The organism is Vibrio sp. 10N.222.49.C9, assembly GCF_041474985.1.
Taxonomy (GTDB): domain Bacteria; phylum Pseudomonadota; class Gammaproteobacteria; order Enterobacterales; family Vibrionaceae; genus Vibrio; species Vibrio crassostreae_C.
The window spans coordinates 48,657-70,140 of sequence record NZ_JBFRVD010000041.1 but is presented as its reverse complement, the minus strand read 5'-3'; the positions used below and the strand labels follow the sequence as shown (position 1 = coordinate 70,140).

Genomic DNA, 21,484 nt, shown 5'->3' with positions numbered 1-21,484 from the left:
TTAAACTTACGCGATTTTACCGTGACACTGCTTGTACTTCTTACCGCTACCACATGGGCATGCCTCGTTACGGCCCACTTTACGCTCGTCACGCACTACCGTTTGTGGAGATGCCGCTTCAGCTTCATCGTCAGCTAGCTGGTTTTCAGCTGTTGCATGTTGCGCTTGTGCACGACGCGCCGCTTCTTCAGCTTGAGCTTGACGTTGAGCTTCCATCTTTTCAACTTCTTCTTGTTGCTGAACACGCACTTTAGAAAGGATGGTAACAACGTCTGTTTTCAGTACATCTAGTAGGCCTTCAAACAGTTCAAACGACTCGCGCTTGTACTCTTGTTTCGGGTTCTTCTGAGCATAACCACGTAAGTGGATACCTTGACGAAGGTGATCCATCGCAGCCAAGTGCTCTTTCCAAAGGCCGTCTAGCGTTTGTAGCATCACAGATTTCTCGAAGTTACGCAGTACTTGAGCACCAACCACTTCTTCTTTCTGTTTGTACGAATCAACCGCCATAGCAAGAATACGCTCACGCAATGCTTCTTCATAAAGCTTGTCGTCTTCGTCTAACCAACCTTGAATATCAAAGTCTAGATCGAAGTCATTCTTCAGACGATCTTGCAGACCCGCGATATCCCACATATCTTCAAGAGACTGAGGTGCGATGTATTCATCAATCACTGATGCCAATACATCTTCACGGTTGTGTTCGATCATCTCGCTGATATCGTCAGAGCTCATCAGTTCATCACGAAGCTCATAAACCACTTTACGTTGGTCATTGGCTACATCATCGTACTCAAGAAGCTGCTTACGAATATCGAAGTTACGACCTTCAACTTTACGTTGTGCTTTTTCAATTGAGCGAGAAAGCATCTTAGATTCGATCGCTTCGCCTTCGTCCATACCACTTTGGATAAGACCAGCCATACGATCCGATGTGAAGATACGTAGCAGAGAATCTTCCATTGATAGGTAGAAACGAGAAGAACCCGCATCACCTTGACGACCAGAACGACCACGTAGCTGGTTGTCGATACGGCGAGATTCATGACGCTCAGTACCAATGATGTGCAGACCACCTGACTCAAGCACTTTATCGTGGATTACTCTCCAGTCAGCTTTGATCTTCTCGATCTGCTCTTTGGTTGGATTCTCTAGCTTCTCAACTTGTGCCTGCCAGCTACCACCTAATACGATATCGGTACCACGACCAGCCATGTTAGTTGCGATAGTTACCGCACTCGGCATACCAGCTTGTGCAACGATCTCTGCTTCCATTTCGTGGAATTTAGCATTTAGAACGCTGTGCTTAATTTTTGCTTTTTTCAGTGCGTTAGACAGTAGTTCAGACTTCTCGATAGAAACCGTACCAACCAATGATGGCTGACCAGCAGCTACACGGTCTTTGATGTCTTCAATGATCGCATTGAACTTGTCTTCTTCGGTACGATAAACCACATCTGGCATATCGTTACGAACCATAGGCTTGTTGGTTGGGATAACCACTGTTTCTAGGCCGTAGATAGACTGAAATTCGAAAGCTTCTGTATCGGCTGTACCTGTCATACCTGACAGTTTTTCGTATAGACGGAAGAAGTTCTGGAATGTAATCGATGCTAGCGTCTGGTTTTCATTCTGAATCTTCACACCTTCTTTAGCTTCAACAGCTTGGTGTAAACCTTCAGACCAACGACGACCTGGCATAGTACGACCAGTATGTTCATCAACGATAACCACTTCGCCTTCTTCAGTAACGATGTAGTCGACGTCTTTCTCAAACAGTACGTGTGCACGCAGCGCTGCATTAACATGGTGCAATAGGCTGATATTAGTTGGAGAGTAAAGCGTGTCACCCTCTTCCATCAGGCCGTTTTTGACCATTAGCTCTTCTACAAATTCTTGACCGTTTTCAGTCAGGTGAACCTGTTTCGATTTCTCGTCCATGGTGTAGTGACCTTCACCACGGTACTCTTCAGAATCTTCTTTATCTTGGCGCTCAAGGTTAGGGATCAACGTGTTAATACGCGTGTAAAGATCTGAACTATCTTCAGCTGGGCCAGAGATAATAAGTGGAGTACGAGCTTCATCGATTAAGATTGAGTCAACCTCATCGACAACAGCAAAGAAGCGCTCACGTTGAACACGATCTTCAGCACGGAAAGCCATGTTGTCACGTAGGTAATCGAAGCCAAACTCGTTGTTTGTACCGTATAGGATATCCGCTTGGTACGCTTCTTTCTTCTCTGGTGGAGCCATGTTTGGCACGTTTACGCCAACAGTCATACCAAGGAATTCAAATAATGGGCGGTTTGTTTCCGCATCACGCTTCGCTAGGTAGTCGTTCACCGTTACTACGTGAACACCTTTGCTAGGTAGGGCGTTAAGATAAGCTGGTAGGGTTGCTGTAAGAGTCTTACCTTCACCAGTACGCATTTCTGCAATTTGGCCAGCATTTAGAACCATGCCACCAATCATTTGCACGTCAAAGTGACGCATGCCGTAAACACGCTTAGACGCTTCACGTACCGTAGCAAATGCTTCAGGTAGAAGTTGGTCTAGCGATTCACCTTTATCTAAGCGCTCACGAAATTCAACCGTTTTTGCTTTTAGTTCTTCGTCTGAAAGTGCTTCAAACGTTGGTTCGAAGTTATTAATTTCTTTTACAATTTTTCTAAGGCGGCGCAGTGTTCTGTCATTGCGACTGCCAATTACCTTTGTCAGCAGCTTAGTAATCATGTGCTTGGAATCTCTTCGTTCTCAGATCGTCCGCGATCTATTTTAAATGCCGTCAGTGTCTCTACTAGCTATGAACTAGTCTTCAGTTACTAACCAAGGATACTGAGATAAATCTAGTATCTTTGATATTGTACTTGAGAGTAGAGTTTTCAAGGCTTGAGTTAAAATTAATGCCCTTTAGTGTAAGTAATTTTCACACCAACAACCATTTATAACCCCATTTGTTTGATGTGCTTGGAACTTTTCTTTCTAATTGCTGATGGATTAGCCAGACTGCAGCTCATTGGGAGACAACTTTCGGATGTTGACGACACTGTATCTGGAAAATAGATACAAAAAAACCAGGTCAATGACCTGGTTTTCGAAATCTTATATTGCTGTAAACAACAATTACGCTAGAACCATTCCTGGTTCAGCAAATGCAACAGGAGAGCCTACTTCTTCTTCGAATGTTGCCCATTCCCAAGCTTCTGCGTCAGCAAGTACTGCACGTAGTAGTTGGTTGTTTAGGCCGTGACCTGATTTGTATGCACGAAACTCACCAATAATAGCGTGTCCACACATGTACAAGTCACCAATCGCATCTAGTACTTTATGAGTTACGAACTCATTGTCAAAACGTAGACCCTCTTCATTAAGAATTCGGTATTCGTCAAGTACGATAGCATTATCAAAGCTACCACCAAGTACTAGGTTTTGAGATTGTAGATACTCAATGTCGCGCATGAAGCCGAAAGTACGAGCGCGAGAGATTTCTTTCACAAAACCTTGTGAAGAGAAATCAAACAACAAACGTTGCTCATCAGATTCAATTGCTGGGTGGTTAAAGTCGATCTCAAAGTCCATACGGAAGCCGTTAAATGGAACAAACTCTGCCCACTTATCGCCATCTTCAAAACGGATAGGCTTTTTGATACGAATAAAACGCTTCGCTGCATTCAGTGTTTCTACACCCGCTTGCTGTAGCAAGTATACGAATGGGCTTGCGCTACCATCCATAATTGGGATTTCAGGAGCATCTACTTCAACAATAATGTTGTCGATGCCCATACCCGCTAAAGCTGCGTTAAGGTGTTCCACTGTAGAGATACGTACGCCTTCGTCATTAACAAGAGCTGTACATAGCATAGTGTCACGAACTGACGCTGGATCAGCTGGGAAATCTACAGGTGGATTTACATCTGTACGACGATAAACAATACCTGTATTTGCAGCTGCCGGGCGAAGAGTAAGTGTGACTTTACGACCAGAGTGGAGACCCACACCAGTTGTTTTCACAATTTCTTTCAGAGTACGTTGTCTGATCATCTGCTTGCCTCGTTATCAGTGCTACAAATCACGGTCAGTATTTACCGACCGCGAATTTTACCATTAATTCGACGATAGTCAAATTTTGGGTATTTGTTAATCAGCCTGACGTCGTAAGAATGCTGGAATATCTAAGTATCCACTCTCTTTCTCAGCCTTAGGTGCTGCACTTTGGCTAGCGCCTGTACCTGAAGAAACAGGTGACGTTGTTGGTTGCGGCTTAACTTGAGGTTTAACCTCAGTTTTTTCTTGCAATGGTTGTGCCACTTTCTCTTCCACTTTTGGTGCAGTTTGAGCCGCTACCTGTGGTTGAGGAGTTGGTGCAACCTTAGCTTTACCACCAGCAACTAATGTAATGTCTGGTTTTTTCTCTGTGCCGATACCTGTTGCAACAACAGTTACGCGGATTTCATCTGTCATATCAGGGTCTAGAGAAGTACCAATCACAACTGTTGCATTATCAGATGCGAATGCCTTAACTGTATTACCTACTGTTTCGAACTCATCTAGACGCATATCTAGGCCTGCAGTGATGTTCACAAGAACGCCACGCGCGCCAGCTAGGTCGATGTCTTCTAGTAGTGGGCTAGAAATTGCTGTTTCAGCAGCTTCTTCAGCACGGTCTTCACCTTTTGCGATACCGCTACCCATCATTGCATGACCCATCTCAGACATTACGGTGCGAACATCCGCGAAATCGACGTTAATCATACCAGGGCGAGTAATTAGCTCAGCGATACCTTGTACAGCGTTTTTAAGTACATCATTTGCACTTGCGAAAGCTTCTAGCAGAGTTACGCCGCGGCCAAGTACTTTAAGTAGCTTTTCATTTGGAATCGTAATTAATGAATCCACATGTTTAGAAAGCTCTTCAATACCTTGCTCAGCAAACGCTAAACGCTTTTTGCCTTCAAAGCTAAATGGCTTAGTTACAACAGCAACCGTCAGCACACCCAACTCTTTCGCAACTTCAGCAATAACTGGAGCAGCACCTGTACCAGTACCACCGCCCATACCAGCTGCGATAAATACCATATCGGCGCCAGTTAGAACTTCTTTAATTCTTTCTCGATCTTCGAGAGCTGCATCACGGCCTACTTGTGGGTTTGCACCAGCGCCCAAACCTTTAGTGATATCACCACCAATTTGGATCACGCTGCTCACGCTTGTTTTACGAAGTGCTTGTGCATCAGTGTTAACACTGATGAATTCTACGCCTTCGATTGATTCACGTACCATGTGCTCAACAGCGTTACCGCCACCGCCACCAACTCCAACGACTTTAATTACTGCATCGTCAGACATTTCCATCATCGGTTCAAACATGTGTTATCTCCGTTTTTTCCTGCAACTCAGGTTAAAACTCTTTTTGTATCCAATTACGCAATTTGCCAAATAAACCAGACATAGAAGGTGCTGAACGCTTAGGTTCGCTGTAATCACCTTCATCACTGATCTGACAATCTCTTGCGTAATGAAGTAAACCAACCGCCGTAGAATGATACGGCTCTTTAACATAGTCAGTTAAGCCACTAACTTCTAACGGCTTACCAACTCGAACTTGATTGCGGAAAACACGTTCCGCACACTCTACCAATCCGTCAATTTGTGCCGCTCCACCAGTAAGAACGACGCCAGCTGCAAGGTGGTGTTTAATACCTTCATCTCGTAGCTGTAATTGAACCGTATCAATAGTTTGGTTAACGAGACCCATAAGTTCAGTGTAACGTGGTTCAATCACTTCCGACAAAGTTTGTCGTTGCAAACTTCTCGATGGGCGACCACCAACACTTGGGACGTTAACAGAGTCATCCTTGCTTACGAGTTCACTCAGAGCGCAACCATGGTTTACTTTTATCTCTTCAGCATCGCTCACTGGCGTGCCGAAAGCGAAGGCAATATCACTGGTTACTGCATTTCCTGCGTAGGAAAAGACTTCTGTGTGTCGAAGTGCGCCGCCAGTCCAAATGGAAATATCCATTGTACCCGCACCGATATCGACAACACATACTCCAAGCTCTCTCTCGTCTTCAGTAATTACCGCATTGCTTGAGGCAAGTCCTGAAAACACGATTTGTTCTACTGTGAGACCACATCGTTCAACAGCTTTAATAATGTTTCTCGCCATGTCGCTATGGCAAGAAATTAGGTGAACACTGACTTCCATTCGAACACCAGATAAGCCAAGTGGGTTCTTAATCCCTTCTTGATAATCAATGGTAAATTCTTGTGGGATCACGTGCAGAATTCTCTGCTCATCACCTATTTTAATTGATTTCGCGGTATGGATCGCTCGATCCATATCGTCTTGAGACACCTCTTCATCAGAGATAGTGCCCATGCCTTTTTCAATTCGGCTTGCGATATGTTTACCCGATAGCGAGATAAATACATTGCTGATTTGGCATTCCGCCATCAACTCTGCTTGATCAATAGCTCGCTGAACCGACTTAACTACCGACTCTAGGTCGTTTACACCACCTTTATCCATACCTCTGGATGGGCTTTGCCCAGAACCAATGATATTGATTTGACCATCAGGCAATATTTCACCAACCAGAGCTGATATGGTCGCAGTGCCTATATCAAGACCAACGATTATGTTGTCATCTGCGGTCTTAGTCATCTGTGCTCTCTTCTAACTCTTGCTCTGGAAACCAGCCTACAGCGGCTCCCGTATCATACCTGAGGTCGATGTAGCTCACTTGATTCGCTTTACTACCAAGTTCGTTGTAAAGCGAAATGAAGCGTTCAACACGCTCATCTAAAGAATCTTTACCTAGTTCTAAACGGATACCGTTATCTAGGATTATTTGCCAAGCGCGACGCTCATTGAGAACGAGAGAGGTAACGGTTAACCCTAGACTGTTAATCAAAGGGGTTATCTGTCGCCACTTTTCTATCACTTCTTGGCTGGTGCCGTCTGGGCCGTAAAGCTTAACTCTATCGCCCTTCAACAGGCCGATATCACCATTAAACACCTGACCATCGTCATTCAGCAGCATGTTACCGTTCCAGATTGCTGCCGCATGGTACTCAGTCAAAAATACTTTTATTGTGTCTGGCCACTGCTTACGAATGGAGACCACTGAAACCCAAGGTAACGCTTCTAAACTGTCTTGCAACACACCGATGTCTTGCGACATGAAGGTTCCAATGTGCTCTAGCTCGCTAAAGGCATGTTGAACATCACCAGCGGTTACGTAAGTTAAGTCGCCTTGAAGTACTATTTTGGAGAGAGGCAATCGCTGATCGTCCCACATCCAAGTTAGTGTGGTATAGAAAAGAAACCCAATGAATAGCAATACCATGACAAAAAAAGACCCGCCTAAGGCGTGTTTCTTGAGCGACGGTAAACTGAATAGGTGGCGGTTTTCGCTAAAAGTACTTTCTACCAAAGCCCGCATTCCCTGTCGTTGGTTCGCAATTCTATTCCCTATCTTCGTAATAGAGGTAAAAGCACTTACTTTAACCTATGAATTATACTGAGCAAAATCAAACTATCAAACGTTGATAATAAGATTTTTGGTCAATTTTAGGTCAATCGCAAGAAGTGAGCGATTGACCACAGTCTGTAGACAGTATTCTGTTACGCGTTCTGCATTTTATTAATGTCTAACTGTAACGATTCCAACTGCTTCGCTACTCGACCAACATCGCCTGCACCCTGCGTTAAAACAAGGTCACCGCCTTGAATTACGTTGGCTAAAGCCGATGGCAGTGCGTTGATATCGGCAACAAAGATTGGGTCTATCTTACCACGCCCACGAATAGTTCGACTTAATGAACGTCCGTCAGCCCCTGCAATCGGTTTCTCACCTGCAGAATAAACATCTAACAGAATTAGGACATCAACCTGCTCAAGAACGTTCGCGAAATCATCATACAGATCGCGAGTACGGCTATAACGGTGCGGTTGGAAGATCATAACAAGACGTTTATCAGTCCAGCCACTACGAGCAGCTTGAATCGTCACATCAACTTCGGTTGGGTGATGACCGTAATCATCGACCAGCATTGCAACGCCTTTACCTGTTTCATACTCACCTAGGTGATCGAAACGGCGACCCGTGCCTTCCGTTCCCGCCATCGCTTTGAGAATCGCTTCATCGCTGATGTCATCTTCTGTTGCAACAGCAATCGCAGCCGATGCATTCAATGCGTTGTGGCGACCTGGAATGTTCAACGTGATATCTAAGTTAGCTTTACCTTCACGTACAACCGTAAACTTGCCTTGTTGACCTTCTTGTACGTAGTTTTCAATACGAATATCTGCGTCTTCAGAGAAGCCGTAAGTAATCACTTGGCGGCTCACCTGAGGGATAAGTTCACGTACAACAGGATCATCTACACACATCACAGCCTGGCCGTAGAACGGCAGGTTGTGTAGGAAATCGATAAATGTCTGCTTTAGCGTTTCGAAATCGCCGCCGTAGGTATCCATATGATCCGCTTCAATGTTAGTTACGATACTAACCATAGGTTGCAGATGTAAAAATGAAGCATCACTCTCATCGGCTTCAGCGATAAGAATACGGCTTGAACCTAAACGTGCGTTAGTGCCAGCACTTTTAACCAAACCACCGTTTACGAAGGTTGGATCTAGGCCGGCTTCCGAGTAAATCTGTGTCACTAGCGCAGTCGTGGTTGTTTTACCGTGCGTACCTGCCACAGCAATACCGTGACGAAAACGCATCAGCTCAGCCAGCATTTCTGCACGACGAACGATCGGTGTGCGCGCTTCACGAGCTGCAATAATTTCTGGGTTTTCTTCGTTGATAGCGGTTGAAACAACCACCACACTTGCGTCGGCAACGTTACTCGCTTGGTGACCGATATAAACGGTCGCACCCTTGCTAACTAAACGATCAGTCACTGGGTTTTGAGCAATATCAGAACCCGTGATCTGGTAGCCTTCATTTAGCAAGACTTCAGCAATCCCGCTCATTCCGGCACCACCAATACCAATGAAGTGGATAGATTTAACACGGCGCATCTCTGGCACCATTGCACGGATTTGCGCTAAGTCTTGGGTATGTTCAATCGTCATCAATTCAATCTCATTATTTTGCTAAAGCTTTAATCGCTTCAGCGACGGTCACATCAGCATCAAGCTTGGCGGCTTGACGAGCTTTTGTTGCCATCATTTTTAATTCATTTCTATCAAGCTGCGTGATAGTGTTCGCTAGCTTATCAGCCGTTAGTTGAGGCTGTTCAATCATTAACGCTGCGCCACATTCAACTAAATGGTCGGCATTCAACGCTTGTTGTCTGTCTTTGTGCATAAACGGAACGAAGATAGAACCGACACCTGCCGCAGACACTTCTGATACGGTTAATGCACCTGAGCGACACACTAATAGATCTGCCCACTCATAAGCTTGCGCCACATCATCAATAAATTCAGTCACTTGAACATTACCAACAGAATGTGATTTGTATTGCTCAATAACTTGTTGTTGATTGTTCTTACCCGCTTGGTGCATCACAGTGAAGCCTTCACCAAGCTGCGCCATCGTTACTGGCAAGGTATCGTTTAGGATTTTTGCGCCCTGACTGCCGCCCATAACCAAGATGCGGATGTCACCATCACGCTCAGCCATGCGTTGCTCGGGTTCAGCTAAGGCAACCACATCTTCGCGTACTGGGTTACCCACCACTTCTGCGGTAGGGAAAGCACCAGGGAAAGCTTGGAAAACCTTTTTAGCAATCTTAGACAGCCATTGGTTGGTTAAACCTGCCACTGCATTTTGTTCATGCAGAACCACTGGAATGCCAGACAACCATGCCGCGATACCACCCGGGCCACTCACGTAACCACCCATGCCAAGTACCACATCAGGCTGCCATGCTTTAATGTGTTGTCTTGCTTGAAGTATGGCATTAATAATCTGGAACGGCGCTTTAATTAACTTGCTAATGCCTTGACCACGCAGGCCTTTCACTTTGATGAAGTCGATTTCAATGCCATGCTTTGGCACTAAATCCGCTTCCATTCTGTCTGCTGTGCCTAACCAGCGAATTTCCCAACCTTGTTGCTGAAGCTTTTTCGCTACTGCTAACCCTGGGAAAACGTGACCGCCAGTACCACCAGCCATCACTAAAAGTTTTTTGTTTTGTTTCATCACGTTAGATTCTTATTCTACTAATTCGTTTTGACTATCAGCTTGTTCTTTTTGTTGCATTCGGCATTCGTGGTCAATGCGCAGCAGCATTGATACCGCCACAGACATAACAATTAAACTCGAACCACCATAACTGATTAGCGGTAGGGTTAGACCTTTGGTCGGAACGATGCCAGATGCAGCACCTACGTTAACAAGCGTCTGAAACGCAAACCAAATACCAATACCAAAAGCCAGATAGCCGCTGAACACTTGATCGTGTTCAAAGGCTTTTTTGCCAATAAAAATGGCTTTAAAAACCAAGCTAAAGATGAGTATCAAGACCAAGGTCACGCCAACAAAACCCAATTCTTCTGCCAACACAGCAAATACAAAATCGGTGTGCGCTTCGGGTAAGTATTCGAGTTTCTGAATTGAGTTACCGAGCCCTTGCCCCATCCAATCACCACGGCCAAACGCCATCAATGACTGAGTTAACTGGTAACCACTGCCGAACGGGTCGTTCCAAGGTTCCCAGAATGAGGTAACACGTCGAACACGATAAGGTTCTATAACAATCAAACCAACGACCGCGGCAATACCTGCCACCATCAAGGCGATAAACTGTGAAAGCTTGGCACCAGCAATGAATAGCATGCCGAACAGGGTCACTAGCATTACGACCACAGTACCTAAATCGGGCTGGCCTAGCAGCAGCACGGCAAAAGCGCCGAATACCATGATCGGTTTACCAAAACCACCGAAGAAGGTTTTTCTCACTTCATCTTGCTTCCGAACCAAGTAGCCCGCCATAAAGATAAACAGCGATAACTTGGCGACTTCAGCGGGTTGTAAGTTAAATAGCCCTAATGGGATCCAACGCGATGCGCCGTTAACCGACTTACCGACGGCTAATACCACAATCAGCAAGAAGAAGGACAAGCCCAGTAGATACATACTGTATTGAAACCAGCGTTGCATCGGGATTTGCAATATGACGCTAGAGACACCTAACGCCAATACAAGGAAGATGGCATGACGGAACATAAAGTGAAACGGCTGATCGGTTAAACGAGCACTGATGGGGAACGAAGCAGACGTCACCATCACCAAACCTGTCAGCATTAGCCCAAGAGCAATCCACACCAATTGACGATCGTAAAGCGCCTCGGGAGTAGCACGGTTTAGCCACTGCCAGATGGATTGATTAATCTCTTTGACTCTTTGCACTGAATGTTAGTCCTTCAACACGTTAAGCATACTCATGAGCAAGCTCAGTGAACGCATCACCTCTTGCCATGAAATTATTAAATTGATCGAAGCTTGCGCACGCCGGAGACAGCATCACCATATCTCCAGCCACCAGCTGTGGCGAGATAGATTCGATTATCTGCTGCATGGTATCGAACTTTTGTGCCGATGGGTGCAGAGGCATGAATTGATCTGCATCTTCACCGAAACAACACAGCTGAACACGCTCAAGTTGCGCCAATACTGGTTCAAGCTCACTAAAGTCAGCACCTTTACCAACGCCGCCAACCAAAAGATATAACGTACCTTGATACTCCAACCCAGACAGGGCTGCCAATGTGCTGGCTACATTCGTTGCTTTGGAGTCATTAACCCATTTGATTTCGCGCTTGTCAGCCACGACTTGGCAACGATGCGTCAAACCGTTATAGGCCTTCAAAGCATCAAGACTTTTGCTGTAGTCGATACCAACTTGCTTCAATAGTGCAAGTGAGACTAACGCATTCGCCACATTGTGACGTCCAACCAATGTTAAATCTTGGGTAGCAAGGACAGGTTTACCGTTGTCCATTAGCCATTCGGTACCATCAACTGTCGCGACACCAAACTCTTGATCGTCGAGTCCGAATGTTACTAATGACATGTTGTGGTCTGGATACGTCTCTTTGTCGTCGCGGTTAACAATCGCACACTGCGCGTTATTAAAAATTCTTAACTTGGCTTCACGATAATCAGCCATACCCTGATAGCGATCCATATGATCTTCAGACAGATTTAAGAATGCCGCAGCGGCAAGTTTTAAATTCGATGTAGTTTCTAACTGAAAACTTGAAAGTTCAAGGACATATAAATCCGCATCAAGTTCTAGAAGGTCTAGGGCAGGAATGCCAATATTGCCGCCAACGCCAACATTAAGCCCAGCAGCCTTAGCAAGCACACCAGTCAGATCAGTCACGGTACTCTTACCGTTTGAACCAGTAATCGCCACAACAGGCTTATCTACAGCCCAACCAAACAGCTCGATGTCGCCAACGACAGGCGTACCCGCTTGAAGCACATCTTGAATTTCAGGTGTCGCTAAAGCAATGCCTGGGTTAGCAACCACCAGATCAGCCTCAGCTAGCCATTGGCTATTCCAGCTTCCAGAATGCAGCTCAACCGACTCAGGCAAAGATTCCTTTCCTGGTGGTAGCTCTCGCGTATCAATTACCTTTACGCAAGTATGGGGCTGATATTTTACGAGATGTTTAACGACAGAGAGCCCGGTAATACCGAGCCCCACAACCACTACATTTTGAATATTTTGCCAACGTTCCATTTAAACAAGATGCTCTTAATAGTTTTAAAGAGCCCCTATTCAGAGGCTCATACAGGATTAACGAACTTTCAGTGTCGCTAGGCCAACCAGTACTAATACCATTGAGATTATCCAAAAACGCACGATAACACGCGGCTCTGGCCAACCTTTAAGTTCATAGTGGTGGTGAATCGGTGCCATGCGGAAAATACGCTGACCACGCAATTTGTAAGAGCCCACCTGCAGAATCACTGACAGAGTCTCCATTACAAACACACCACCCATGATCACTAGTACCAACTCTTGACGAACGAGTACCGCAATCACACCTAACGCACCACCCAGTGCTAGAGAGCCAACATCGCCCATGAATACTTGTGCTGGGTAAGTGTTAAACCATAGGAAGCCAAGGCCTGCACCAACGATAGCAGTACATACCACCACCAGTTCAGAGGTGTATGGGATGTATGGAATGTGTAGGTATGCTGCAAAGTTAACGTTACCTGTCGCCCAAGCGATAACAGCAAAACCCGCAGCAACCATAACCGTTGGCATAATCGCCAAGCCATCTAGGCCATCAGTTAGGTTTACCGCGTTACTGGTACCCACAATAACAAAGTAAGTTAGAACAATGTACAGTAAACCAAGTTGTGGCATCACATCTTTAAAGAAAGGCACCACTAATTGTGTCGCAGCAGTGTCTTGCCCATGAGCATACAGAGCAAACGCCACAACCAATGCAATAGCCGATTGCCAGAAGTACTTCCAACGCGCAATCAAGCCATCAGTGTTCTTACGAACGACTTTACGATAATCATCAACAAAACCAACTGCACCGTAACCGCCTAGCACGACAAGTACGGCCCAAACGTAAGGGTTTGATAAGTCAGCCCAAAGTAAGACCGTAATGATGATCGCAGCAAGGATCATCACACCACCCATGGTTGGTGTACCACGCTTACTGAAGTGAGATTCTGGGCCGTCATTACGAACAACTTGGCCAATTTGCAGCATTTGCAGACGCTCAATTAAACGAGGTCCCATCCACAGCGACAGACATAAAGCCGTCAAAATGCTCGCGATTGCACGAAACGATAAGTATTCGAACAAACGGAAAAAAGAAAAGTGTGGCTGTAGTAGCTCTGCAAGCCAAATTATCATGAAAAGTTCTCCTTTAAAGCAGCGGCTATTTTACTCATTCCTGCACTATTGGCGCCTTTTACCAACAAGGTATGTGGCGCGTTTTCTGGCAAGCTCAAGTGCTGCTCTATGTGCGCGATCATCGCTTCATGCGTTGCAAAGTGAGTGCCGTTACACACTTCACTAATCACCTTGGTATCATCACCGTAAGTGAGTACATGCTCAAAAGCGAATGGGGCAGCATATTCACCGACTTGACGGTGAAGTGCAAGGCTTTCATCGCCTAATTCAGCCATATTGCCTAAAATCAACCAACGCTGACCTTTGAAGCTCGACAACAATTTAGCTGCAGCCTTCATTGCCGGTACACTGGCGTTGTAACTGTCATCTATCAGCTTGATATTCTGACTTAATTGTTGAACCTCAACTCGGCCTTTAACTGAGATAAGATTCGCTAAACCGCTTTTAATTTCTGCAAGCGTGGCACCGAATTGAATGCTCAGTGCTGCTGCGGCTAATGCGTTGGCTACATTGTGCTGACCAATAATGCCAAGTTCGACATCGATAGCACCTTGCGGGGTCTGCATATCAAAGCAAGCTTCACCCTGCTCGTTGATGCGAATATTCGTCGAAAAGTAATCCGCCGTGTCATCACTTTCAGAAAAGGTCAGTACGTTTTTGTCTGCAAGCACATCTTTCCAGAAGTCACCACCATTGCTCTCTAGGTTAACAATAGCAGTATCACCAGCAGCAAGCCCCTGAAAAATTTCGCCTTTCGCTTGTTTAACACCATCAATTGAGCCAAAGCCCTCTAGATGCGCGGCAGCAACGTTATTCACTAAGGCCACCTGTGGTTTCACAAGCTGCGTGGTATAGGCAATTTCACCAATGTGGTTCGCGCCCAGTTCTATCACGGCATAGTCGTCATTGGGTTCACTGCGCAGCAAGGTTAGTGGTACTCCAATATCATTATTGAAGTTACCCGCTGTAAACAGCACTTTGCCACGTTGTTGTAGAATACTCGCGACCATCTCTTTGACGGTCGTTTTGCCACAGCTTCCTGTTATCGCCATGGTTGGCACGTTACATTGTTTGTGGATCCAAGCACTTAGCTGACCTAAAGCAAGTTTAGTGTCTTCAACAACAACTTGAGTAATATTTAGGTCAAGTTTTCGTTGAACTAATAACGCACTCGCATTGGCCTCAACAGCCTGACCACAAAAATCATGCGCATCAAAACGTTCACCTACGAGAGCAACAAACAGTGCACCTTCTTCAACGGTGCGAGTATCGGTAGAAACCGCATTGATCAAACTATTGCTCGATTTGCCAGCCTCTATCAGCTGACCGTTCACCGCTGAGCAGATCTGCTCGAGTGATACATCAATCATTATGAAATACCTAAAAGTTGTAGTGCTGACTCTCGATCCGAATAGTGGATCGTTTTGTCTTTTAATACTTGGTAATCCTCATGGCCTTTACCAGCCAAAAGAATAATGTCATTGCTGTCTGCCTGTTCAAGCGCGAACTTAACCGCTTGGTAGCGATCGTGTTCAACAAAGGCGACTTCAGGCTCACTTAAACCTGCCAGCATGTCTTTAACAATCAATGCCGGGTCTTCACTGCGAGGGTTGTCATCTGAAATAATAATGTTATCGGCGAACTGCTCTGCGGTAACCGCCATCATTGGGCGCTTGCCTGTATCTCGATCACCACCGCAGCCAAAGATTGCCCATAGCTTTCCAGAGCAATGTACACGTAGTGCTGCCAATGCTTTCTCTAATGCGTCAGGTGTATGCGCGTAGTCGACAACCACTTTCGCTTTGTTTGGTACTTGGAACAGTTCCATACGGCCAATCACAGGTTGCAATTGAGGTGCTGTGTCGATCAAGGTTTGCTTGTCGATGCCTAGTACAAGTAGGGTCGCGAAAGCAACCAATACATTTGATGCGTTGAACTGGCCAATTAAAGGAACAGACAGTTGTCCCTGCCCCCAGCTACCATCAAAAGCGAGTTTGATACCCGTCTCTGCATAAGCAACATCCGATGCCCACACTGACTGCTGGTAGCCCGATAACGGAAGCAATGACACAGCTACTGCATTGGACAGATCAGCCATCCAAGCTTTACCGACTTCATCATCAACATTAATCACAGCGTGCTTACACTTATGCTGAGTAAACAAGCTCTTCTTAGCCAGAGCGTACTCTTGCATCGTGCCGTGGTAATCCAAGTGGTCACGGCTCAAGTTAGTAAATACACCAGCCTCAAAATCCAATGCCTTAACTCGGCCTTGAACCAAACCATGAGACGAGATTTCCATCGCGGTATAAACAGCGTTTTCTTCAGCCAACTCACTCAGCGTACGTTGTATTTCAATCGCACTACCGGTCGTATTCGCCGCCGTTTTAAGGTTGTCTAGAAAACCGTTACCCGTGGTGCCCATTACCGCAGAGCGTTGGCCGACTAAATCTAGCCACTGAGCAATCAATTGGGTGATAGTGGTTTTGCCATTGGTGCCGGTAACACCAATCAGCTTAGTCGCCTGAGACGAGTAAACACGACCGGCCAACTCAGATAACACCAAGTTAAGGTCTTTAATGTAAACAACCGGAACAGCATCCAACCACTCAATCAGACCATGGGCCTTTTCAGCATCAGCTTGTGCGATAACGGCATTGGCTCCCTGTGAGACCGCTTTGTCAATGAAACGACGGCCATCAACAGCATGCCCAACTACAGCAACAAAAATATCGCCGTCTTTGATGGCACGACTATCCAACTCCAACTGTTCAACGGCAATCGCATCCAGCTCAGGTGAACTAAAGTCACCCCAAGGAGAAAGTAAAGATGACAGCGTGAGGCTATTACTCATATTGAATCCTGATTGGCTCTATTCTTGAAACTTGTTTTCATCAGCAGGGACATTCAGAATTTGCAGTGCGCCCTTCATGATTTCAGAAAAAACAGGGGCTGCGACCGAGCCACCATAGTAGAGGTCACCTTGAGGTTCATTGATCATCACAACCAAAGAGACTCTTGGGTCACTCACTGGAGCAACACCTGCGGTATAGGCGAAGTACTCGTCTCCATAACCACCGGAAATCGCTTTTCTAGATGTACCTGTTTTTGCTGCTACTCGGTAACCCGGCACGGCAGCTCTTGTCGCTGTACCGCCCTTTTGGGTTACGCCTTCTAGCATGTTCAAAACCAACTCAGCATTTTCGCGCTTGATGATCTGTTTTGAGAAATCTTGGTCGTTGCTTTTAACGATATGGATAGGTTCGTAAACACCGTGATTCGCTAACGTCGCATAGGCATGAGCCAATTGCAGCGGAGTAATCGCTAGACCATAACCAAAGGATAAGGTAGCGATTTCAAACTTAGACCAGCGTCGACGGTTCGGGAAAATACCCGCGGTCTCACCGACTAGATTCAGCCCAGACATCTCGCCAAGACCAACAGAACTGTACATGCCCAGTAGCGCTTCAAGTGGCATATCCAGTGCTAACTTCGCCACACCGATGTTACTCGACTTCTTAAGGATTAACGCCAAGTCTGCCTTACCAACTTTGGAAGTATCACGTACACGGCTACCACCGATTTGCATGATGCCGTTACCCGTATCAATTACAGTATCAGCATCCGCGGTACCATTTTCGAGAGCGGCAAGAACAACAAACGGCTTAACCGTCGAACCTGGCTCAAAAGCATCGGTGATCACGCGGTTACGCATCTTAAAGCTTTGTAAATCAGCACGATTGTTTGGGTTGTAAGACGGTGCGTTAACCATGGCCAAAACCGCACCCGTTTTTACGTCTAATAAGATGGCAGATCCAGACGTCGCCTTGTGATCGGCTACCGCCTGTTTAATCGCTCGATAAGCGATGGCTTGTAAGCGCTGATCGATGGTCAATTCGAGTGGTTTACCTTCTTCACGCTCTTCTAGTGCAATGTTTTCAACTACTCGCCCGTAACGGTCTTTACGGATTGTACGTTTACCTGCTTCACCCGTGAGCCACTTATCGTAGCTGCGCTCGACACCTTCTAGGCCGTGTCCATCAATTCCGGTCACACCAATAAGATGCGCGCTGACTTCACCGGCTGGGTAATAACGACGTGATTCTGCTTTAAGACCAATACCCACCAGCTTTAAGTCGCGGATGTATTTCGCCATTGCTGGGCTAACTTGTCTTTGCAGGTAAATAAATCGACGGGATTTGTTGCTAGAGATCTTGTCGATCATCGATTGTCGCTCTAAGCCAAGTACATCGGCTAACGCGTACCAACGATCAATTTGGGCCATGCCGTTTTTATCGAAAATCGTTTTAGGATCGGCCCATACCGCTTCAACTGGAACACTCACAGCAAGCGGCTCGCCATTGCGGTCTGAAATAATACCGCGAGCAGAAGGAATGGCCTTAACACGTACTGAGCGAAGGTCGCCCTGACGAATTAAGTTATCTGGTTCAATAATTTGGATGTAAGCCACACGACCAACCAGCGCAGCAAAGGCAAGAAACACGAAAGCAATAACGACGTTGAAACGCCATTTAATAAGAATTGGATCCGAATCCTTTTCGCTCTTCACTCGCTCTTTCGTTGGTTTCTTAACAGCTTTTGCGGGTGCTTTTTCCTTTTTACCGGTCATTTCAGTGTGATCACAACTTCTTTTTCAGAGTCTGGACGTTTCATGTCTAGCTCTCTTTTTGCCGATGCTTGAACGCGACTATGTTCAGCCAGAGCCGTCTCTTCAAGCATTAAATTTCGCCACTCATCATCAAGCTGTTCTCGCTCCACCAACGCCGTGTCTTTTTGCGTGATCGCCTGACGTGACATATGTGTCGTAAGAACGACCCCCATCGCACTCGCGAAGATACAGATAAGAAGCATCAATGGGACCTTGCCCACGGAGATCAAATCAAAAAATATTATCTTGGCTAAGTTCGGTTTGGAGGTCTTCATTGACTATAGCTTTTCTGCGATTCGTAATACTGAGCTACGCGAACGAGTATTCTCATCCACTTCATCTTTAGAAGGCTTGATCGCTTTACCAACAGGCTTAAGATCAGCACTGCCTAGCGCTTTGATCTGCTCTTCTGTTAGTGGCAGGCCATGTGGTACTTGCGGACCTTGGCTCTCTTTACGGATAAAGCGCTTCACCATGCGGTCTTCAAGAGAGTGAAAGCTAATAACAGACAAACGGCCTTCAGGAGCAAGAATGCTTGCTGCGCCTTTCAGGGCTGTATCGATCTCTTCAAGTTCACTGTTGATGTAGATACGGAAGGCTTGGAAAGCACGTGTTGCTGGGTGCTTTTTCTCTTTGAAGCTTTTTGGAGCTACATCCGAGATAAGCTTAGCCAACTGACCAGTGCGCGTTAGAGGTTCGTTCTCTTCATTCTCTTGATAAGCGATGATGCCTTTCGCGATACGACGAGCGTGTTTGTCTTCACCGAACTCACGGATAACCCATGTGATGTCATCAAGATCGGCTTCAACTAACCACTGAGAGACAGGAATACCGGTTGTTGGGTCCATACGCATATCAAGCGGACCGTCTTTCATGAAGCTAAAGCCACGCTCAGCGTCATCTAGCTGTGGTGAAGAAACACCTAGATCCAGTAACACACCATCCACTTGACCGACTAAGTCATAACGCTCCGCATATTCAGCCATACCTGAGAACGGGCCGTGAATAATCGTAAAACGAGGGTCATCAATCTTTTGCGCTTCTGCAATCGCTTGTGGATCGCGGTCAATACTAAAGAGTCGTCCATTCTCGCCCAGTTTAGACAGGATTGTACGGCTGTGACCACCACGGCCAAAAGTACCATCGATGTAGGTACCGTCAGGTTTGATCGCAAGTCCGTCAATAGATTCGTTAAGCAATACTGAAATATGTTTGAATGCTTCTGTCATAGTCTTCTCAGTGAGTGGATTGAGCCATTAGTTCGGCAATAATTTGTTCTATTAACGTTTTAGTGTACTGATTTCACGCCGTATCTCCACCATATTGTGTATAGGCTTTGGGAATTTTTGACCCAAGCTCATATCAGGGTGAAGGATTCTAAGGAAATCTAAATAATTTACGTCAATATAAAGCAAAAAACCCATCACTACCGTTAAGTAATGATGGGTTCTTTATATAGGTGGAGTTGACACATACGCCGGGTTCTGTTCCGCTTGCGCGGCGGTAACCATTCGTCTAGGCCTGCAATCGCTCACAGGCTCAAGCAATCTACCCGCCCCCATACGCGAGCAACGCAATGTGAGGGCCTATTTGATCTTGCTCCGGGTGGAGTTTACCTTGCTACGAACTGTTGCCAGTCGCACGGTGCGCTCTTACCGCACCCTTTCAGCCTTACCTGTGCCCCTTCCGAAGAAATGAGGCCATCGGCGGTCTTCTCTCTGCTGCACTTGTCGTGGGCTCGCGCCCCCCAGACGTTATCTGGCACCCTGCTCTATGGAGCCCGGACGTTCCTCCCCTCTACCAGTCTCCCGAAGGACTTCAACGTCAGTTTCCCGAAGGACCTCAACGTCAGTCTCCCGAAGGACATCAGCAAAGCAGCGATTACCCGTTCAACTCCGAGGGCGGATTGTATAGAGATTAGGGTGCAGTGTCTAGCGAGATCACAAATATGGTGCAAACCTCTAAGCAACTGCGTAAATTTCACACAATTCAAACAAAAAAAGAGGAATGACGGCAATACCATCATTCCTCACAAGCTTTTCAATACAGGTTAGCTACTCTATAAAGAGGTTTCTAGTTGTCTAGATGCTCTAGGCCCCATTTGTATAACGCGTTCTTTTTCAGATTGTAGATTTCTGCCGTCATTGCCGCCGCTTTTTTAAGAGGCAGCTCTTTGGTTAGAATGCCTAGTGTGCGAGTCGCTTCGTCTGGCAATTCTGTGCTCGCTTCTTCACGGTGGCCGTGAATCAGTAACACCATCTCACCGCGTTTACGGTTCGCGTCTTCTTCAATCCACTCAATAAGTTCACCCAGTGGCAGCCCTTGGATGGTTTCGAAGGTTTTAGTTAGCTCACGCGCCAATACAACCTCACGGTCAGGGCCAAGAATCTCAAGCATATCTTGCAAAGAGTCTGAAATACGGTGTGGTGATTCATAGAAGATGCAGGTGCGCTCTGCCTTTGCGATCTCTAAGAACTTGTCTTTACGACCTTTGCTTTTGGGCGGTAAGAAGCCTTCAAAGCTGAAACGATCTGACGGTAAACCAGAAGCACTTAACGCGGTAATCACAGCACAAGCACCAGGAAGTGGCACAACTCTCACACCCGCTTGACGACATTGTGAGACAAGATGGTAACCTGGGTCACTAATTAAAGGAGTACCCGCATCAGAGACTAATGCGATAGACTGACCTTCTAATAACCTTTCGACTAGAACTTGCGCTTTAGTTTGTTCATTATGATCATGTAAAGCGAACGTTCTGGTTGATATATTGAAGTGAGCAAGCAGCTTACCCGTGTGGCGTGTGTCTTCGGCTGCAATAACATCGACACTTGATAAAATTTCAATTGCTCTTTGAGTGATATCTCCCAAATTTCCGATTGGGGTTGGCACAATGTAGAGAGTTGGGCTCTCTGTGAGCAAGGTTTTGTTATCTGTCATTTGTTTACCATCACTTCAACG

16 protein-coding genes and 1 other RNA gene are annotated in these 21,484 nt (G+C 46.1%); all 17 read right to left on the bottom strand.

Annotated elements, in window-relative coordinates; translation table 11 throughout:
- Positions 1-6: 6 nt before the first annotated feature.
- The gene (gene secA / locus AB4585_RS17610; protein ID WP_372155033.1) at positions 7-2,733 is read right to left on the bottom strand and encodes a preprotein translocase subunit SecA; all 2,727 of its coding nucleotides are present in this window, start codon (positions 2,731-2,733) and stop codon (positions 7-9) included.
- A 390-nt stretch (positions 2,734-3,123) separates the two neighbouring features.
- Positions 3,124-4,041 (bottom strand): UDP-3-O-acyl-N-acetylglucosamine deacetylase, encoded by a 918-nt coding sequence (gene lpxC / locus AB4585_RS17605; protein WP_010434751.1) that lies wholly within the window; start codon positions 4,039-4,041, stop codon positions 3,124-3,126.
- 96 nt (positions 4,042-4,137) lie between these two features.
- Positions 4,138-5,367 (bottom strand): cell division protein FtsZ, encoded by a 1,230-nt coding sequence (gene ftsZ / locus AB4585_RS17600; RefSeq protein WP_017059291.1) that lies wholly within the window; start codon positions 5,365-5,367, stop codon positions 4,138-4,140.
- A 31-nt stretch (positions 5,368-5,398) separates the two neighbouring features.
- The gene (ftsA, locus tag AB4585_RS17595) at positions 5,399-6,667 is read right to left on the bottom strand and encodes a cell division protein FtsA (protein ID WP_010434747.1); all 1,269 of its coding nucleotides are present in this window, start codon (positions 6,665-6,667) and stop codon (positions 5,399-5,401) included.
- Entirely contained in the window at positions 6,660-7,352 is a 693-nt protein-coding gene (locus tag AB4585_RS17590; RefSeq protein WP_017059290.1) for a cell division protein FtsQ/DivIB, read from the bottom strand. The genes ftsA and AB4585_RS17590 overlap by 8 nt, the downstream gene beginning before the upstream one ends.
- A 278-nt stretch (positions 7,353-7,630) precedes the next feature.
- Complete coding sequence (murC, locus tag AB4585_RS17585; protein WP_017059288.1) at positions 7,631-9,091, bottom strand: UDP-N-acetylmuramate--L-alanine ligase; 1,461 nt, start codon at positions 9,089-9,091, stop codon at positions 7,631-7,633.
- 13 nt (positions 9,092-9,104) lie between these two features.
- Positions 9,105-10,166: an undecaprenyldiphospho-muramoylpentapeptide beta-N-acetylglucosaminyltransferase gene (gene murG / locus AB4585_RS17580; RefSeq protein ID WP_017059287.1), complete on the bottom strand. Its 1,062-nt coding sequence runs from the start codon at positions 10,164-10,166 to the stop codon at positions 9,105-9,107.
- Between the two features lie 12 nt (positions 10,167-10,178).
- Positions 10,179-11,375, bottom strand: coding sequence for a cell division protein FtsW (ftsW, locus tag AB4585_RS17575; RefSeq protein ID WP_017059286.1), 1,197 nt, complete (start codon positions 11,373-11,375; stop codon positions 10,179-10,181).
- Between the two features lie 22 nt (positions 11,376-11,397).
- A complete protein-coding gene (gene murD, locus AB4585_RS17570; protein ID WP_372155035.1) occupies positions 11,398-12,714 on the bottom strand; it encodes a UDP-N-acetylmuramoyl-L-alanine--D-glutamate ligase in 1,317 nt (438 codons plus the stop codon).
- Positions 12,715-12,771: 57 nt separating this feature from the next.
- A complete protein-coding gene (gene mraY / locus AB4585_RS17565; RefSeq protein WP_017059284.1) occupies positions 12,772-13,854 on the bottom strand; it encodes a phospho-N-acetylmuramoyl-pentapeptide-transferase in 1,083 nt (360 codons plus the stop codon).
- Entirely contained in the window at positions 13,851-15,224 is a 1,374-nt protein-coding gene (gene murF / locus AB4585_RS17560) for a UDP-N-acetylmuramoyl-tripeptide--D-alanyl-D-alanine ligase (RefSeq protein ID WP_017059283.1), read from the bottom strand. The genes mraY and murF overlap by 4 nt, the downstream gene beginning before the upstream one ends.
- Positions 15,224-16,708, bottom strand: a complete 1,485-nt coding sequence (murE, locus tag AB4585_RS17555) for a UDP-N-acetylmuramoyl-L-alanyl-D-glutamate--2,6-diaminopimelate ligase (protein WP_017062900.1) — start codon at positions 16,706-16,708, stop codon at positions 15,224-15,226. The genes murF and murE overlap by 1 nt, the downstream gene beginning before the upstream one ends.
- Positions 16,709-16,726: 18 nt before the next feature.
- On the bottom strand, positions 16,727-18,484 hold the full coding sequence (locus tag AB4585_RS17550; protein ID WP_017070830.1) for a peptidoglycan glycosyltransferase FtsI: 1,758 nt from the start codon (positions 18,482-18,484) through the stop codon (positions 16,727-16,729).
- Entirely contained in the window at positions 18,481-18,798 is a 318-nt protein-coding gene (gene ftsL, locus AB4585_RS17545; RefSeq protein WP_019824585.1) for a cell division protein FtsL, read from the bottom strand. Before ftsL ends, AB4585_RS17550 begins: the two co-directional genes overlap by 4 nt.
- A 3-nt stretch (positions 18,799-18,801) precedes the next feature.
- Complete coding sequence (gene rsmH, locus AB4585_RS17540) at positions 18,802-19,752, bottom strand: 16S rRNA (cytosine(1402)-N(4))-methyltransferase RsmH (RefSeq protein WP_017066240.1); 951 nt, start codon at positions 19,750-19,752, stop codon at positions 18,802-18,804.
- A gap of 228 nt (positions 19,753-19,980) precedes the next feature.
- An RNA gene (gene rnpB, locus AB4585_RS17535) (RNase P RNA component class A) lies at positions 19,981-20,420 on the bottom strand.
- 176 nt (positions 20,421-20,596) lie between these two features.
- Positions 20,597-21,463, bottom strand: a complete 867-nt coding sequence (gene rsmI / locus AB4585_RS17530) for a 16S rRNA (cytidine(1402)-2'-O)-methyltransferase (protein WP_019824587.1) — start codon at positions 21,461-21,463, stop codon at positions 20,597-20,599.
- Between the last annotated feature and the right edge of the window lie 21 nt (positions 21,464-21,484).

Excerpts from the sequence above, each read along its gene's own strand:
- secA (WP_372155033.1), bottom strand. The coding sequence starts at position 2,733 with ATGATTACTAAGCTGCTGACAAAGGTAATTGGCAGTCGCAATGACAGA.
- lpxC (WP_010434751.1), bottom strand. The coding sequence starts at position 4,041 with ATGATCAGACAACGTACTCTGAAAGAAATTGTGAAAACAACTGGTGTG.
- ftsZ (WP_017059291.1), bottom strand. The coding sequence starts at position 5,367 with ATGTTTGAACCGATGATGGAAATGTCTGACGATGCAGTAATTAAAGTC.
- ftsA (WP_010434747.1), bottom strand. The coding sequence starts at position 6,667 with ATGACTAAGACCGCAGATGACAACATAATCGTTGGTCTTGATATAGGC.
- AB4585_RS17590 (WP_017059290.1), bottom strand. The coding sequence starts at position 7,352 with ATGGTATTGCTATTCATTGGGTTTCTTTTCTATACCACACTAACTTGG.
- murC (WP_017059288.1), bottom strand. The coding sequence starts at position 9,091 with ATGACGATTGAACATACCCAAGACTTAGCGCAAATCCGTGCAATGGTG.
- murG (WP_017059287.1), bottom strand. The coding sequence starts at position 10,166 with ATGAAACAAAACAAAAAACTTTTAGTGATGGCTGGTGGTACTGGCGGT.
- murD (WP_372155035.1), bottom strand. The coding sequence starts at position 12,714 with ATGGAACGTTGGCAAAATATTCAAAATGTAGTGGTTGTGGGGCTCGGT.
- mraY (WP_017059284.1), bottom strand. The coding sequence starts at position 13,854 with ATGATAATTTGGCTTGCAGAGCTACTACAGCCACACTTTTCTTTTTTC.
- murF (WP_017059283.1), bottom strand. The coding sequence starts at position 15,224 with ATGATTGATGTATCACTCGAGCAGATCTGCTCAGCGGTGAACGGTCAG.
- murE (WP_017062900.1), bottom strand. The coding sequence starts at position 16,708 with ATGAGTAATAGCCTCACGCTGTCATCTTTACTTTCTCCTTGGGGTGAC.
- AB4585_RS17550 (WP_017070830.1), bottom strand. The coding sequence starts at position 18,484 with ATGACCGGTAAAAAGGAAAAAGCACCCGCAAAAGCTGTTAAGAAACCA.
- ftsL (WP_019824585.1), bottom strand. The coding sequence starts at position 18,798 with ATGAAGACCTCCAAACCGAACTTAGCCAAGATAATATTTTTTGATTTG.
- rsmH (WP_017066240.1), bottom strand. The coding sequence starts at position 19,752 with ATGACAGAAGCATTCAAACATATTTCAGTATTGCTTAACGAATCTATT.
- rsmI (WP_019824587.1), bottom strand. The coding sequence starts at position 21,463 with ATGACAGATAACAAAACCTTGCTCACAGAGAGCCCAACTCTCTACATT.